The 15,475-nt window shown below is 61.3% G+C and carries 18 protein-coding genes; 9 read left to right on the forward strand and 9 right to left on the reverse strand.

Annotation, left to right across the window (positions count from 1 at the left end; all coding sequences use genetic code 11):
• Positions 1-83 precede the first annotated feature (83 nt).
• Together FKG95_RS12165 and FKG95_RS12170 are read left to right on the forward strand one after the other, a co-directional pair.
• Entirely contained in the window at positions 84-746 is a 663-nt protein-coding gene (locus FKG95_RS12165; RefSeq protein WP_142896610.1) for a Crp/Fnr family transcriptional regulator, read from the forward strand.
• Between the two features lie 22 nt (positions 747-768).
• The gene (locus tag FKG95_RS12170; protein WP_142896611.1) at positions 769-1,287 is read left to right on the forward strand and encodes a GNAT family N-acetyltransferase; all 519 of its coding nucleotides are present in this window, start codon (positions 769-771) and stop codon (positions 1,285-1,287) included.
• An 86-nt stretch (positions 1,288-1,373) separates the two neighbouring features.
• On the opposite strand, the gene FKG95_RS12175 is transcribed toward FKG95_RS12170, so the two are convergent.
• The 3 genes from FKG95_RS12175 to FKG95_RS12185 all read right to left on the reverse strand — a co-directional run bounded on the left by FKG95_RS12175 (position 1,374) and on the right by FKG95_RS12185 (position 2,856).
• The gene (locus FKG95_RS12175; RefSeq protein WP_142896612.1) at positions 1,374-1,775 is read right to left on the reverse strand and encodes an NUDIX hydrolase; all 402 of its coding nucleotides are present in this window, start codon (positions 1,773-1,775) and stop codon (positions 1,374-1,376) included.
• A 24-nt stretch (positions 1,776-1,799) separates the two neighbouring features.
• The gene (locus FKG95_RS12180) at positions 1,800-2,096 is read right to left on the reverse strand and encodes an antibiotic biosynthesis monooxygenase family protein (protein WP_179954073.1); all 297 of its coding nucleotides are present in this window, start codon (positions 2,094-2,096) and stop codon (positions 1,800-1,802) included.
• Positions 2,097-2,166: 70 nt separating this feature from the next.
• On the reverse strand, positions 2,167-2,856 hold the full coding sequence (locus FKG95_RS12185) for a GntR family transcriptional regulator (RefSeq protein WP_142896614.1): 690 nt from the start codon (positions 2,854-2,856) through the stop codon (positions 2,167-2,169).
• 198 nt (positions 2,857-3,054) lie between these two features.
• Here FKG95_RS12185 and FKG95_RS12190 point away from each other — a divergent pair, with 198 nt between their 5' ends.
• The 6 genes from FKG95_RS12190 to FKG95_RS12215 all read left to right on the forward strand — a co-directional run bounded on the left by FKG95_RS12190 (position 3,055) and on the right by FKG95_RS12215 (position 9,695).
• Positions 3,055-4,020 carry an ABC transporter substrate-binding protein gene (locus tag FKG95_RS12190; RefSeq protein ID WP_246116748.1) on the forward strand — a complete coding sequence of 322 codons (966 nt, stop codon included), beginning with the start codon at positions 3,055-3,057 and terminating at the stop codon, positions 4,018-4,020.
• Positions 4,021-4,149: 129 nt separating this feature from the next.
• Complete coding sequence (locus FKG95_RS12195) at positions 4,150-5,220, forward strand: quaternary amine ABC transporter ATP-binding protein (RefSeq protein ID WP_142896615.1); 1,071 nt, start codon at positions 4,150-4,152, stop codon at positions 5,218-5,220.
• The gene (locus FKG95_RS12200) at positions 5,217-6,731 is read left to right on the forward strand and encodes an ABC transporter permease (RefSeq protein ID WP_142896616.1); all 1,515 of its coding nucleotides are present in this window, start codon (positions 5,217-5,219) and stop codon (positions 6,729-6,731) included. The genes FKG95_RS12195 and FKG95_RS12200 overlap by 4 nt, the downstream gene beginning before the upstream one ends.
• Before the next feature lie 24 nt (positions 6,732-6,755).
• Positions 6,756-7,097 (forward strand): GYD domain-containing protein, encoded by a 342-nt coding sequence (locus tag FKG95_RS12205; protein WP_142896617.1) that lies wholly within the window; start codon positions 6,756-6,758, stop codon positions 7,095-7,097.
• Positions 7,094-8,728, forward strand: a complete 1,635-nt coding sequence (locus FKG95_RS12210; RefSeq protein ID WP_142896618.1) for an amidohydrolase — start codon at positions 7,094-7,096, stop codon at positions 8,726-8,728. Before FKG95_RS12205 ends, FKG95_RS12210 begins: the two co-directional genes overlap by 4 nt.
• A complete protein-coding gene (locus FKG95_RS12215) occupies positions 8,721-9,695 on the forward strand; it encodes a CobW family GTP-binding protein (protein ID WP_142896619.1) in 975 nt (324 codons plus the stop codon). The genes FKG95_RS12210 and FKG95_RS12215 overlap by 8 nt, the downstream gene beginning before the upstream one ends.
• 28 nt (positions 9,696-9,723) lie before the next feature.
• Here FKG95_RS12215 and FKG95_RS12220 read toward each other — a convergent pair whose 3' ends face one another.
• Positions 9,724-10,326: a CGNR zinc finger domain-containing protein gene (locus tag FKG95_RS12220; protein WP_179954074.1), complete on the reverse strand. Its 603-nt coding sequence runs from the start codon at positions 10,324-10,326 to the stop codon at positions 9,724-9,726.
• Positions 10,327-10,464: 138 nt separating this feature from the next.
• Here FKG95_RS12220 and FKG95_RS12225 point away from each other — a divergent pair, with 138 nt between their 5' ends.
• On the forward strand, positions 10,465-11,295 hold the full coding sequence (locus tag FKG95_RS12225; RefSeq protein ID WP_142896621.1) for an alpha/beta fold hydrolase: 831 nt from the start codon (positions 10,465-10,467) through the stop codon (positions 11,293-11,295).
• Between the two features lies 1 nt (position 11,296).
• Here the strand turns inward: FKG95_RS12225 and FKG95_RS12230 are convergent, their stop codons facing one another.
• From FKG95_RS12230 to FKG95_RS12250, 5 genes are all read right to left on the reverse strand, one after another.
• Positions 11,297-11,923, reverse strand: coding sequence for a LysE family translocator (locus FKG95_RS12230; protein ID WP_142896622.1), 627 nt, complete (start codon positions 11,921-11,923; stop codon positions 11,297-11,299).
• An 18-nt stretch (positions 11,924-11,941) separates the two neighbouring features.
• A complete protein-coding gene (locus FKG95_RS12235) occupies positions 11,942-12,841 on the reverse strand; it encodes an alpha/beta hydrolase (protein WP_179954075.1) in 900 nt (299 codons plus the stop codon).
• Positions 12,842-13,072: 231 nt separating this feature from the next.
• Positions 13,073-13,909, reverse strand: a complete 837-nt coding sequence (locus FKG95_RS12240; protein ID WP_142896624.1) for an AraC family transcriptional regulator — start codon at positions 13,907-13,909, stop codon at positions 13,073-13,075.
• Positions 13,910-13,966: 57 nt separating this feature from the next.
• Positions 13,967-14,722 (reverse strand): SDR family NAD(P)-dependent oxidoreductase, encoded by a 756-nt coding sequence (locus FKG95_RS12245; protein WP_142896625.1) that lies wholly within the window; start codon positions 14,720-14,722, stop codon positions 13,967-13,969.
• Positions 14,719-15,444, reverse strand: coding sequence for an alanyl-tRNA editing protein (locus FKG95_RS12250; protein WP_142896626.1), 726 nt, complete (start codon positions 15,442-15,444; stop codon positions 14,719-14,721). Before FKG95_RS12250 ends, FKG95_RS12245 begins: the two co-directional genes overlap by 4 nt.
• Positions 15,445-15,475 lie beyond the last annotated feature (31 nt).

The following is a 15,475-nucleotide window of genomic DNA, read 5'->3' on the forward strand; positions in this document are numbered from 1 at the left end:
AGTAAGCTTGCACCCGCGGGTGGTCTGTGACTTAGTCACGTTCCCGTGAAGGATCTCATTTCGAGCGGCAACAGGAAGCCTCCATGAGCGACAGTTGGATCGAGCGTTTTCCCGAACTCGCGGCTCTCCCCCCTCAGGACCGGGCGTTCCTGACAGAGCGCGCCGCAAAGGTCGCGCTGCCCGCCGGCACAACGGTTTTTGCACCAGGTGTCGCCGCGGAGAGTTTTCTTCTGATCCTGGCCGGAACGGTGCGCGTGCAACAGGTGTCGCCCGGCGGACGCGAGATCGTGCTTTACCGGGTGACCGGCGGCGAAACCTGTATCATGACCACATCCTGTCTGCTCGCCGACGAGAATTACGCGGCGGACGGTGTGACTGAAACCGACGTCGAGGCCGTCGCCATTCCCAAGGCGGCCTTCGAGGAAGCCATCGCCCAATCGCCGGGCTTCCGGCGCCTGGTCTTCACCGACTATTCGCGCCGCATCTCGGACCTCATGCATGTGGTGGAGGAAGTGGCCTTCGAGCGCCTGGACAAACGTCTGGCGCAACGCCTTCTGGCCCGCGCGGACAATAGCACGGTCGTACGGGTCACCCATCAAGATCTGGCCACCGATCTGGGCAGCGCCCGGGAGGTGGTGGGACGCCTGTTGAAGGAGCTGGAACGACGCGGCTGGGTGGCCCTTTCCCGCGGCGCTATTGAACTTCGGAATCCGGACCAGATCAAAGCTCTCGCCGAGGGAAGCTGATGAGCGGAACCCGCGCCGTCCCATGACGATACTGCGAACCGAACGCCTGATCCTGCGCCCGGTCCGAACTGAGGACATGCCCAGCTTCATCGCCTTCTACGCCGACCCGCAGGTCATGTCCGTGCGCAAGTACGGCGTGCTGGACCGGGAAACCGCGCAGGCCCACGTCCAGGTGATGCTCGATCACTGGGAAAACCATGGCTACGGCATGTGGGTCGTCACCGACATTTCAGACGGATCCTTTGCCGGCGAGTGCGGCATCAGATGGCAGGAAGACAGCCCGGGCGATCCCGACGGTCCCGATATCGAACTGAGTTATGGTTTGAGCCCCCTGTTCAGACAGCGCGGGCTGGCCACCGAGGCGGCCCGGGCGGTCATCGACCATGCTCGTGTCGGATTGAAACTCGGGCGGATCGCCGCCGTCGCACGGGCCGACAATAGCATTTCGCACCGCATTCTGGAGAAGCTCGGTATGACGCTGATCTGGCGCAGCGAGGGCCGGGAGCCGCCCCTGGTAAAATACGCACTGGAGTTCGGATAGGCATCCGCCAGGCCCGCCGGTCGGGTTATGTCCAAAGCCAGCGTGTAATCCGGAATCGCGGTTTAGTTCAGGATTCAGGCTTTGATCTAGGAATAGGCCGCTGCGATGTCGAGAACATGATCGCGCGTCAGGGGAGCCAGGGGGTAATCCCGGGCCTCGTCAAGGGTCAGCCAGACCGCCTCCGCCAACTCGGCATTCGGAGACGCGGCAAAATCCCGCCTCAGGATAAAAAGGTCCGCCTTCACGTCGCAGCCATCTTCATTCGCGGCGCGCGACGCATAGGTTCCGACCGCCTCTAAGTCGGATGCGACGACGCTCAGCGCCAGTTCCTCTTCAAGCTCGCGGCAGAGTGCGTCCTCGGGATTTTCATCGGTCTCGATTTTTCCGCCGGCCTGCATGAAGTAAGCCGTCTCTCTCTTGCGGACCAGCAACAGCCTCCGGCTGGAATCGAGGATGATGGCTGCTGCAATTCGAATTTCCTTTACGATGACTGACGCTCCCTCAAAGACGGTTCAAACGGTGAAATTCGCAATCTCTTCGTAAGCGTCATAAGAGATCTGCTTACCCAGGGCGTGCATCCTTTTCATGGAGTCGGATTTCGCTGTGGTCACGAATGCCTGCCACTGTCCGAGTTCATCCCACTTCGCAACCGTCAGGACTTCCGTCGGTCGGTCCACGCTCGTGATACAAAAACTCCCGCGCGCACCCTTGGTTTCCTCCCGGATGGCCTTTGTTGTCTTTTCCCAGGCAGCCAGAAAGGCTTCGCGGTTTTCCGGCGAAACCTCCCAACGATAGATCACTTGAATCACAGGCGGGCTTTTCCCGATATCCGAATCCCAACAAACGAATCCCAACAAACGAATCGATGTCGTTTGCGATTTACTTTATCGGATTATAGCCGATGACCTGCAAGGTGAACTGCTCCACGTAATCGATCAAGGCGTCCACAGCCGCTTCCGCCTTCTCTGCCTGGTCCGCGGAGATCGCTTCGGCCACGTCCGCGTGGGAATTCGCCATCTTGGCCGTATCGCCGTGCGCTTCTTGATGAAGAATCCAGAAACGGCGCGACAGTCCCTTTACCGATGTCATGGCTTTCGAGGCGAAGGCGTTGTCGGCAGCTTCCAGCGTCAAGGTGAACATCAGCGAGTCAAGTTCCGTCATCCGGGTCTGATCGCCCTTCTTGGCCGCCGCCCGGAACGCCTTCACCAGAGCCGAAAACTCCGCCCGCTGCCTTTGGTCCGCGCGCTTGGATGCGGAGCGCGCCAGCAGGCGCTCGACAACGCGCCGCAGCTCAAGAGCACGGAACTGCTGGGTGTAATCCAGAGGGCAAACCTGCGCGCCGCGGCGCGGATAAACCGCGATCAGCTGCTGGTCCGACAGGCGCTGGATGGCGGAACGCACGGGTGCACGGCTGAAACCGCTGAGCTCAATCAGTTCGGTCTCGGAAACCCACTGCCCCGGTTTGAGCACGCCAGTGACGATCATGTTCTCGAGCTGATTATAGGCGCCGTCCATCAGCTTCAGCGGGCGTTCGTCTTCGCGTTCGATCACAAAGGATACAGTCGGCATTCGTCGTCTTTCATCTCGCCCGTTTTAACTTCCCTGACGTTCGGCGAAACAAAACGTCAGAGACCGGAGTGCTGCAAAATCGAATGGCACCTGCGCCGGTCAAGACAGGCGCGAAGGGCAATTGACATGTCAGCAATCTATTGTAACATGTCAATCAAAATTACCACCATAAAAATGGACAGGGACTGGAGAGAGACCATGAAAAAACTGATGTTGATGACCATTTCGGCTGCTTTCCTGGGGGCCTCCACGCTCTCGGCCTATGCGCAGGACGCGGTAAAGATCGCAGAGCCCAACTGGGCGAGCGGCCGCGCCATTGCCGGACTGATCAAGGTCATCATCGATGACCGGCTGGGCGGAAGCTCGGAACTCGTACCCGGCACCAACGCCGTAATCTTCAAGGCGATGGACCGCGGCAAGGGCGAAATCGACGTCCACCCCGACGTCTGGCTGCCAAACCAGGCCAACTTCACCAGTGAATATGTCGACGCCAAAGATTCTGTCGCGCTTAGCAAGAATTCCTACGCGGGCCGGGCCGGTTTCTGCATGTCGAAAGACTTCAGCGAGAAGCACAACATCAAGTCGATTTTCGACCTCGCGACCCCGGAAGCCGCCGCTCTGACCGATCGTGACGGCGACGGCAGCGGCGACATCTGGGTCGGCGCACCGGGCTGGGCCTCGACCAAGGCCAATCTGGTCAAGGTGCGCGACTACGGCGTCACCAATTTCTTCAATCCGATCCAGGCCGAAGAAGAAATCGCCACCGCCTCGATCCGCGATTCCATCAACAAGGGCGAAGGCTACGCCTTCTACTGCTACGCCCCGCACTACAACTGGTTCATCTTCGATATGGTGATGCTGGAAGAGCCCGCCTTCGAGGAAGACAAGTACAAGATGGTGCAGCCGGCGGAAGACCCGAACTGGTTCGATAACTCCAAGATTACGACCGGCGACAAAGAAAAGTCGATCCACGTCGCCTACTCGAAATCTCTGGAAGGCCGCGTCCCCGCCATCGCAGAGTTCCTGTCCAATATCGCACTCGACACCGAAACGGTGAACGGCTGGACCCACGAGATCGTGGTCAAGAAGCGTGACAGCCAGGACGTCGCCCGTGAATGGATCGCGGCGAACTCGGACCGCGTGGATAGCTGGCTCGGCCTCTGAGGTCCGCCGCGCGCGGACGCCCTGCTCCCTCCCCGTCGGCACAGGAAAGACGTCTGCGCCGACGGGAGCTTTTTGCGGCCACGCAACGCTGAAAACAACAAAGCAAAAAAATACTGCGGATGACAGATCATGTCTGACACCTCGACGAGTAATGCCGCGATCGAGATTTCCGGCGTCTGGAAGATTTTCGGGAACGCGCCTCAGGAAGCGCTGGAGGCCGTGCGCAAAGACGGACTTTCAAAAGCCGAGGTGCTGGAGAAATACGACGCCGTGGTCGGGGTCTCGGACGTCAGCTTTTCCGTAGAGCGCGGAGAGATCTTCTGCGTCATGGGCCTGTCGGGCAGCGGCAAGTCGACCCTGGTCCGGCATATCAACCGGCTTCTGGCGCCCACTGCAGGCAAGATCCTGGTCGGTGGCGAAGATGTCATGGCCATGAACGAAGAGGCCCTGCGCGAGCTGCGCAATCGGCATATCGCCATGGTGTTTCAGGACTTCGGCCTGATGCCGCACCGCTCCGTGCGCGACAACGTCGCCATGGCCCTCGAGATCAGGGGCATTGCCCAGAACCCGCGCTGGGCCGCTGCCGACCGGGCACTGGAGATGGTCGAACTGGCGGGCTGGCGCGACAAGTTCGCCCATGAACTCTCCGGCGGCATGCAGCAGCGCGTGGGACTGGCCCGCGCCATTGCGGCGGACGCCGAGGTTCTGCTGATGGACGAGCCCTTCAGCGCGCTGGATCCGCTGATCCGCCGTCAGCTTCAGGAAGAATTCATGAAACTGGCCGCGATCATGAAGAAGACCACGGTTTTCATCACCCACGATCTGGACGAGGCCGTGCGGATCGGCGACCGCATCGCCATCATGCGCGACGGCGTGGTGGTGCAGATCGGAACGCCAGAGGAAATCGTCATGAAGCCGGCCGACGACTACGTGTCCGACTTCGTCGCGGGTATCTCGCGCCTCAATCTGATCCAGGCCCATTCCCTGATGCAGCCGCTTAGCGTCTACGAGCAGGCCCATGGCGCGCTGCCCGCGGATGCGGCGGTGATGACGGAAGACACGACCCTGAACCGCCTGATTGCCGAGGCGGTGCGCAAAGACGGCCCGATCGTCATCCAGGACAACGATGCCAGGACCCTTGGCGTAGTCTCCAAGAACGAATTGCTGGCCGGCGTGGTCGCGGGGGTGGAAGCGGCATGAATATCGCAACGAAAGATCCGAACCTGAGCGACGACGGCCACGGCAAACTCATCGAGGAGTTCGCGGTCACCAATACGGACTACTACGAGCGGCAGTTCAAAGCCATCGGCGACAGCACGCGCTTCACACTGACGTTCAATCTGGTCGCGGCCCTGCTCGGTCCGGTCTGGTTCGGCGCGCGCAATCTCTGGAAATGGTTCCTGCCCTTCGTGGCGGTCGAGACCTTTGCCGTGGTGCAGATTACCCGGGGGCTTTGGGGCGATCTGGCCGCACCCTTCCTGCGGCGGCTGGACGGGATCGAGAAAACCCTCGAACTGCGCCGCGGTCAGCTCGAAGCGGCGCGGGAGAACGCACCGGATAAGGTCGCGACCTTCGAGAATGCCATCGCCTCGCTGGAACGCGCCGTCGAAGGCATCAAGGCGGAAGCACAGGCCGCAGAAGATACCGCGGTCTGGCTCATCCTGGGCGGCCTGACGGTGCTGGTTCTGGTGAAGATTTTCCAGGGGGTCATCGCGAACCCGGCCTTTGAGAAGCGCTTTACCCTCTGGCGCTCGGACCGGACGCTGCGCGCGGGTCTCCACCCCATGCAGATGGCGGCGAGCGCCAGCCTTGCGCTCCTGACCTATGTGGCCTGCGCCTTCAAGTTCGGCTTCCCCTCACAGATCGAATTCCTGAACGGCTTTCCCACGGATCCGGCCTATCAGGTGACGACGGCCGACGGGATCAAGGCCTGGATGGCGTCGGCGGCAATCAGCACGGAGTTCTTTTTCGATGCGCTGAGCTTCGGCATCAAATCGATCCTGGACGCCCTGGAAATCCTCTTCGTCGAGACACCCTGGCCGGTCATGGGCGGCTTCATCATCCTCATGACGGGCCTGTCGGCGGGTTGGCGTACGGCGATCTTCGCCACCGCCGCCCTCGCCTATCTGGGCTACTTGGGATTTTGGGAAAAGTCCATGACCACCCTGGCCCTGCTGGGTACGGCGGCCTGCATCAGCATCGCCCTGGGCATCCCGCTCGGCATTGCCTGCGCGCGCAACCAGCGGCTCTATGCCTTCGTGCGGCCGATCCTCGACTTCATGCAGACCATGCCAGCCTTCGTCTACCTGATTCCGGTGATCGCCTTCTTCGGCACCGGCAAGCCCGCCGCCATTGTGGCCACCATGATCTTCGGCAGTTCGCCGGTGGTGCGCCTGACGGTGCTGGGTCTGCGCGGCGTGCCGAAATCCGTCCGCGAGGCGGCAACTGCCTTCGGGGCCTCGAAGAGCTACCTGCTCTGGAAGGTCGATCTGCCTCTGGCGGCCCCTTCGATCATGGCCGGGATCAACCAGACCATCATGCTCAGTCTGGCGATGGTGGTGATCGCCTCGCTGATCGGCGCCAAGGGCCTGGGTGAAGACGTTCTGGAAGCCCTGCAATACGCCTCGGAAGGCCAGGGCATTCTGGCCGGTCTGGCCATTCTCTTCTGCGCCATGATTTTGGACCGCATCATTCAGGGCCGGCGCCGCTAGCTCTCATTCACAAGGAAAAACGAAATGACTGTCACAGTCGCCCTGCTGATCAAATACGAAAACGACAAGAAAGCCGAGATGCTCGACACGCCGAGCGACCGCGCCGCGGTTTCCAGGAAAGCCGTCGCCGCCATGGGGGGACGCCTGATCGAGGCCTACGGGTCCGTAGGCGAATACGACATGCTCTTCATCTACGAGATGCCGGATATGTCCGCCGTCGCGGCAAACATGAACCTGGCAGAGGCCACCGGCATGGCGAAGTATCACAAGATCATTCCGCTCATGAGCAATGACGACTTCCTGGCGGCCCAGAAAAAAGCCGGTGAACTGCGCGACAGCTACAGCGCGGTCGCAGCCGCGGAATGAGCAGTCAAGGCGACAGCCGCCTTTTTCATGGCGGTCCCATCGTCACGATGGACGACGGCGCGCCCGCGCCCGAGGCTGTTGTGACAAAAGCCGATAAGATCCATTTCGTGGGCTTGCTCGAAGAGGCCCGAACGCTGGCCAGACCTGATGTGACAGAGGTCGATCTGGCCGGACGCACGCTGCTGCCCGGCCTGATCGACGCCCATTCCCACATTCTCTGGGCGGCTAAGACCCGTGGCGCCCCCGTCGTCGATGTACGCGCCGAAACCGTTCCCACCTACAAAGCCCTGCTGGCCAAGATCCGCCGCCGGGTGGCGGCCGCCAAACCGGGCGAGCACCTGATCTTTTTCGGGCTCGATGCCCAGCTGCATCCCGATATGGAACAGCCGACCCGCGCACAGCTTGACGAGCTCGCGCCGGACAATCCCATCGGCATCCAGACCTCGAACTGCCACGCCCTTTTTATGAATTCGCGGGGCTTTGAAGCCTGCGGGATCAACGAAAGGACCGAGACCCCGACCGGGAGCATCATCGAGCGCGACGAAACTGGCCGCCCGAGCGGCAAGATCGCGGAAGCCATCACCTGGCGCGCCCTGGAAGTCTTTTACGATGCCTGGGGCGATGACCGCTTGAGCGAAGAATTTCACGCTTCGATCGGGGACTTCATCCAGAACGGCATCACGACGGTGACCGAGCACCTCTACCTGCCGCACTACAAGGCCTACTATCTCAGTGCTTTGAAGCAGGGCCTGCCCATGCCGCGCGTGGCGGCCTACCAGCAGGCCGTGACCGCCGATATGCAGGTCGAAAAGCTGAACATCGGCGATGACCGCCTCTGGATGGCAGGGGTTAAAATTCATGCCGACGGCTCACCCTTCATCGGCAACATCTGGCTAAGCGAGCCTTATCTCGAGACAGCGATTACGCTGGAACGCATGGACCTGAAGCCGGGACACACGGGCAGTCTGAATTATCCCCAGGACTACTTCGAGAAGATGGCGCGGACCTACTTCGGCCAGGGCTGGCGCATGTCCATTCACACCCAGGGCGACCGCACCATCGATATGGTGCTGGATCTGGTGGAAGACATTCTCACCAAAACGCCGCGCGCGGATCACCGTTTCCGGCTGGAACACTGCGCCCTGATGCGCAAGGACCAGATCGAACGCGCGCAAAAACTCGGCGTGCTCTGCAGCTTCTTCATCAACCACATCACCCATTGGGGCGCACCCATCGAGGACGCGCTTTTCGGACCGGAGCGCGCGGCGCATTACATGCCCGCCGGCTCCGCCCTGGACGCCGGTATGAGGATCAGCCTGCATGCCGACACCCCCATGACCGATCCGTCCTGCCTGGAACTGATGAAAGCCGCCACCACGCGGCTGGCCGGGGACGGACGCTGCCTGGGCGAGAGCGAACGCCTCGACAGTCTCTCGGCCCTAAAGGCGGTTACCATCGACGCGGCCTATCAGATCGGCATGGAAGACAGGCTAGGATCGATCAAAGCGGGCAAGCACGCGGACCTGGTGATCCTGGAACGCAACCCTTTGGAAACGCCACATCTGGAGCTCGCGAACATCGGGATCGCAGCCACCTATCTGGCCGGCGAATGCGTGTGGACCAATGCCTGAAGCTGCGGCGCGCGTTCCCCTGATCACCATCGGCGGCTTTCTGGGCGCCGGGAAAACGACTCTCGTCAATCAGATCCTGGGACAGGCCGGTGGACAGCGGATCGTGGTGTTCGTCAACGACTTCGGCGCGATCAATATCGATTACGATCTGGTCCAGACGCGCGACGCCGACCGGATATCCCTCAAAAACGGCTGTGTCTGCTGCTCCCTGAATGACGATTTCGTGGAGTCCGTCGTGGGTTTCGTGAAGCAGACGGAATCGCCCGACGCCATCGTGGTTGAAGCCAGCGGCATCGCCGACCCGCGCGCCCTCGACAGCTCGCTTGCCATGCTCGAAACCGCGGGCATGGTCAGATCGGATGCAAAGCTCTACGTGCTGGACGCGGCCAATTTCCAGGATCTGGAATTCGACGATGCCGAAACCATCATCGATCACGCCGCCGTCAACGATATCGTGCTGATGAACAAGTCCGATCTGGTCCAGCCGGAAGCCCGCAGAAAGATCAATGACCTGCTCGCCGAGGCGGCACCTTACAGCCAGGTCGTCGAGACGGTGAACTGTGATATCGCGATCGATATGGTCTTCGGTGCCGCGCCGGTCTCAAGCAAGATCACAAAGTCATCAGGCAACGAGTTGCAGACACCGCAACACGCGAAGACCTATCAGTCATGGTCGTGCGAATTCGACGGCCTCTTGGACCGGGAAAAATTCGAGGTCTTTGCCATGTCGTTGCCAGGCAAGTGCCTGCGCGCCAAAGGCATTCTGCGTTTCAGCGACGCCCCCGAAGAACCGCAGCTTTTCAATCTGGTCGGCTATCGCGCCACCGTGGAACCGAAACCCCGGACCGAAGCCAGCGCGCTCATCCGCTTTGTCGTGATCGGCCTCGCCGAGACATTCGATGCTGCGACATTGGAAGCGTCTTTCGCACAGGTGGTGTCTGAAAAGAGGAATGGCGCATCCGACTGAAACGCCCACTCCCGGCGCCCAGTTGGCGTTAGTCCCGCTGCCGCTCGGCAAAGCGCTGCACCTTGGCGCGGTTGCCACAAGCACGCATGGAGCACCAGCGGCGGCGGCCGCCTTTGGAGCGGTCCAGATAGAGCCACGAGCAGCGGTCGCAGTTTTTGAGGCGCCGCAGGTCGTCGCTCAACAGCAAGTCGTTGGCCAGAAGCCCGATACGAAGCAGGATCGTATCGAGCTCCCCGTCCTCAAGTTCGATCGCTCGCGTGAAAGCTGACGGACCTCTCTTCAGATGACTCGCCGCAAGGCACTGCGTCATCTGTGACGTGATCGCCTGCCAGCTTTCCGCCGGAACGACGCCATCTGTGGCGAGCGCCATCAGGCACGCGTACAGATCCTCCCGGAAGCGCAGGGTCTGCTTGAGCGCGGAAACAGCTGCGTCCGGCGAGACCTTCGCCAGCCGGCGCAGGGATGCGGCCTCGCGTGCAGTGAGCAGCCCGGCCAGCTCCGCCCAATTCGCGAGAAGCTCATAGCTGACCATGCGGTCCAGATCCCGGCTCTTACCACCCCCGCCTGCGGTATTGACGAAATCGAGGCAGGCATGGCCGCCAATCAGGTCTTCCGCCGTCAGGCCCGCCACTCCGCTCTCCATCAACCGATGCCTCTCACTCAGCATTTAAAACTAACCTTCTTGACTATTTTTAATGGTTAGTTTACGCGGTCACTTGCGTCAACTAACCCTTTTAAGACTATTTAACAGTTAGATCAGGAGTTCGTCATGACCGAATGGAACCTTCCCGATAGCTTCCTGTTCGAAGGAGAAAGTGTTCGTTTCGGCAGCATGGGCGACGGCCCGCCGCTGGTGCTGCTGCACGGTACACCCTTTTCCAGCTATGAATGGCATCGCATTGCGCCGCTTCTGGCACGTCATCGCAGCGTTTATTTCTATGACATGCCGGGCTATGGCCAATCGGAAATGCGCGACGGACAAGATGTCTCGCTCGGACGGCAGAACCGCCTCTTTGCCGCTCTGCTTCAGCATTGGGGCGTAACAAAGCCGGATGTCATCGCGCATGACTTCGGTGGTGCCACGGCACTGCGCGCGCATTTCCTGAACGACTGCGATTACCGCTCCCTGACCCTGATCGATCCGGTGGCAATCCGGCCCTGGGGCTCGCCCTTCGTGCAGCACGTGCGCCAGCACGAAGCAGCTTTTGCCGGCATGCCGGGCTATGCCCATGAAGCGCTCCTGCCCGCCTACATCGGCAGCAGCGTCTATCAAACACTACCAGACGCGCGGCTGGCGCCTTATATCGCGCCCTGGCTCGGCGAGACAGGTCAGAAGGCCTTTTACCGGCAGATCGCGCAGATGGATTTGCGCTACACCGATGAGGTCCAGGACCGCTACGGCGCGTTACGCTGCCCGGTCCAGGTTCTCTGGGGCGAGGAAGATCAGTGGATCCCGCTCGAAAAGGGCCGGGAACTGGCTGAACTTCTCCCCAACGCGCGTTTCCTGCAGGTGCCGAACAGCGGACATCTCATGCAGGAAGATGCGCCGGAAGCCATCATTGCCGCTGCGCTCGAATTCCTGCCGGGTTGCGAACGCTAGTCTATGCTGAGCGCTGAACCCGCAAGAGCGACAGGCCTGCCGCAATCAGCGCCGTCCCCGTCAGGCGGTTCGTGATGCGCATGGCTCTTGGTGTCGTGAAGAGCCTGGTGAGCATACGTCCGGCCAGCACATAGCCGCCGTCCGCGATCAGGCAGAGGAGGATGTAACTGGCACCCAGGACGGCGAGCTGGAACTGCGGGTCGCCGCCCGGTGCCACGAACTGCGGCAGAAAGGCGATATAAAACACCAGGCCCTTGGGATTGGTCAGAGAGGTCAGTGCCGCCTGGAAGAAAAGAACCCGATAGGGCTTGGCGGGCGGGAGACCGGCCGGAGACAGAACTGCCCCGCGCATGCGCCAGTATTGAATACCGAGGTAGATCAGGTAGGCCGAACCGATCCACCGCATGATGTCGAAGGCCGTTTGCGATGCCAGGATCACGGCGCTGATCCCCAGCACCGTGGCCGAAACCATAAGGGCGTTGGCAAGCAGAGACCCTGCGATCAGGCTGACCGGCCGCCGGATATCGCCGGTCAGCGACTGCGCAAAGATCTGCAGCACCGTCGGCCCCGGCGCCGCCGCAACCGTGAGACCGGCGACGACAAAGAGGCTATAGTGGGTCCAGTCCATTCATTCTCTCTCGTGAATTCAACCCCGGAGAAACTCGGCCACGGCGCTCCAGAGGGCGAAGCGGCCTTCCTCCAGGTGCATCAGGTGCGTTGCCCCGGGAATGACAAGATCTCGCTTCACTTCAGATCCCAGACCGTCGAGCAACCACCCTGCATCTTTATCATTGCAAAGGCTATCCCATTCCCCCCGGATCAAAAGGATCGGCGTGGTAATCCTGCCGGGATCGTACGCCAGTTCGCCTTGCCATGCAGCCGCAATGTCGGCAGCGGGCCCGCCGGGAACTGCAACGGCGGGCGGATCACGGGTTAAGGCGGTTGGGTCACTGGCGAGATAGGCCGGCCCCCAGCTTGCCAGTCCAGGCTCATCGAGCAGAGGCCCCTCACCTTCAGGTACGTCATCGATAAAGCGTTCCAACTGCGCCGTCACAGTGATCAGGCGCGAGGCGGGGAATCCCCTCACACCGACTTTCTCAGCACCGTGCCTCTGTGCAATCGGTCCGAAGAACACCAGGCGGCCGGCCAGGTGACTATGGTTTTCCAGGTAGCACCCGGTGGCAATGGATCCCCAGGAATGGGCGATGATGTTGACGGCTGCGCCACGGCGCTGCTCACAAATATGCTCAACGACCCGGGCAATCTGCTTTGCCGCCGCACTCGCCCGGCTGTCTGCGAGAGAAGATGTGCTTCTCCTACATCGCTCCGATCCCCCGAACCCGGCAAAATCGAAACTCCAGACATCGAATCCTTCGCTGTGCAAATGCCCTTCCCAGGATTGACCGTCACTGAAGCGGTATCCGACCGATAAGGCCGAGGGGAAGGTGGCACCATGCACATAGAGGACGGGTGGACCGCTGTTGTTCAGACGACGCACCTGAAGCGCCGGCGGCCCAGTGATTGAAAATACTTCGGCTTCGCGCAACGCTTCCTCCCGCGACAGCACCTGCTCAGATTGAACAGATCACCAGGATAGCCGAACGGCGACAGATATGCTTCGACGGAGACCGAAGTGTACCCGCTCTTCGACCAACTAAAGCAATTTGCGTTTAAACAGACACAAAATTCGCTGCCTCTCGATCAGCAAATTGCTGGCCTTGAACGCAAATTTTGAAGTGTTACGCTTCAAGAAAAATGCAATTCGCTACTGAAGCCGTTACGATGCCAGCGCCCTTGCATACTGTCCCGGCGTCACACCAAAGGCCTTGCGGAAATGCCGGTTCAGCGCGCTCTGATCATAGAAGCCGACCGCGAGGGCAACGTCGGCGGGACGCTGGCCAACAGAAAGCAAGCGGCGAGCCTCGCGCAGGCGGAGCTGATTGAGGTAGGCGTGCGGTGAGAGGCCGGTTTCGCGGTTAAAGCAGCGGATGACATGAAAAGCCGTCATCCCGGCCAGTTCGGCCAATTGCGACAGAGTCACGTCCTGGCTGAAGTTCGCCGCAAGGTGTTCGATCAAGCTGGTGACGATGCGGCGCTCGTCACCGGGATTGCGGGGCCTGTAGTGCGGCGTGCCATGACGGGCGAAGAGTTCGGACAGACCCTCGAGCAAGGCCCCGGACTTCGCCAGCGCCGACTCGCCCTCTTCAAAGGCCCGGTGCATCGACACGAAACGCCGCGCCAGCCCGGGATCGCAAATCTTGTTGTCGCGGAAGTAAGGCAGTTGCGGCGCAGACAGCTCCAGATCCGCCATCGCGTCGCGCAACGCAGGCAATGAGAGGTAAAGCGCGCGGTAGCGCCAGCAGCCATGATCGCCGACCCGTCCGGAATGGGGTTCGTCGGGATTGAAGACAAGGAGGCTCTCCGGCTCCGCATGATCTTCAATACCCTGGCTGCGGAAGCTCGATCCCCCGGCTTCGGTCACCGCGATCACCAGTTCATCATGGACATGGGGGGCAAACTCGAGGGTCGTAAAATCGGCGCGCATCATCAGCGCGCCCGGCGTCGTGCGGTCGCTCCAGAGAATACTGCGATTGGCTGCCGCTGTGGCCGACACTCTGCTCTGACCTTCCCGCTATCTTTGCTGTATCGAGAGACTTTACCTCTTGTTGCCCTACTGGGCCAGAAAGCCGCCGTCGGCGCTGAGAACATGGCCGGCCACAAAGGAGGCGCGGTCCGACGCCAGCCAGAGAATGGCCTCCGCAACCTCCTCCGGCTGCCCCAATCGACGCAAGGGCAGACCGGCGGCCACCGCCGCCATATCGGCAACCTTCGAGGCCCGCAGCATCGGCGTATCGACCCGGCCGGGCGCGACGGCATTGATGCGAATGCCTTGCGGCCCGTACTCCATCGCGGCGGACTTCGTCAGGGAGATCATCGCCGCCTTGGAAGCGGAATAGACGGCAAAACCCGGGTTCGGGTTTCTGATCCCGCTGACCGAAGCGATATTGACGATCACGCCGCCGCCGGCCTCCAGCATGGTCCTGATCTGCGTGCGCATCGCCACATGGATCGCGCGGACATTGACGTCAAAGACCCGCTCGAAGACCTCCAGAGGCTGGTCGATCAAGGCGGCTCGTTTCTCCTGATGCCCGGCATTGTTCAACGCAATGTCGAGACCGCCCAGCCAGTCGACCGCCGTCCGCGAAACCGTCTCTATCTGTTCGGGCTCCAGGACGTCGCAGGCCAGGAAGTGAATTTCTCCCGAGAGCGCCGCAGCCTCGGCGGCAACCTCTGCGCCCTGCGACTCGTTGCGTCCGGTGATCACGACCCTTGCGCCCCGGGCCGCGAATGCCAGCGCCGTGGCCCGGCCAATACCCGACGTCCCGCCGGACAGGAGAACGCTCTTGCCCTCGAACTCATTCTTCATAGAGACAACTCGATCAGGCCGAGCCGCAGCCTGCGGTTATGACGCCCCTTGTTCTCGACCTTCAGGATTTTCAACTCGCCCGCCTGCCCTGTCGAGGTCAAATGCGTTCCGCCGCAAGCCTGCCGGTCCAGGCCTTCGATCTCGACGATCCGAACCCGTCCATCTGTCTGTGGCGGAGGTGTCACCGCCTTGCTGCGCAACGTTCCCTCCTCCTGCGCGGCCTCTGACAAGGGCATGAGCAACGTGCGCACTGGCAGATCCTGCCGCACGACATCGTTGATGGCGGGCTCCAGCGCGCGAAGACGCTCGTTGTCCGCACCCGGCAGGTCGAAGTCGATCCGCGCCGTAGCGTTATCCGACATCTGAACGCCGGTCACCAGCGCGCCATCGAATTCCTCAAACACCAGCGCGTTAGCGATATGCAAAGCGGTGTGCAGCCGACACATCTGTGCCCGGAAGACCGGATCGACCATCGCGGAAACGGCACCGGACGGCGTGATCTGATCGGCGAGCAGATGCCACATCTGTCCGCCGCGCACCTCAATGCCGGTGATCGCCGTTGCGCCACCGCTCCATTCCAGCACGCCGCGGTCCGCGGGCTGCCCGCCGCCGCCCGGATAGAAGCTGGAGCGGGCAAGCAGCACGCGTCCCGGCTCTGCCTTTACAACCTCTGTGTCGACCTCGAAAAGATCGGGCGTTTCGTGACATAAATACTGAGACATAAATCCAACCGTACAAAAAACTGAGCACCCG

This window comes from Denitrobaculum tricleocarpae (genome assembly GCF_007004665.1).
Lineage (GTDB): Bacteria > Pseudomonadota > Alphaproteobacteria > Kiloniellales > Kiloniellaceae > Denitrobaculum > Denitrobaculum tricleocarpae.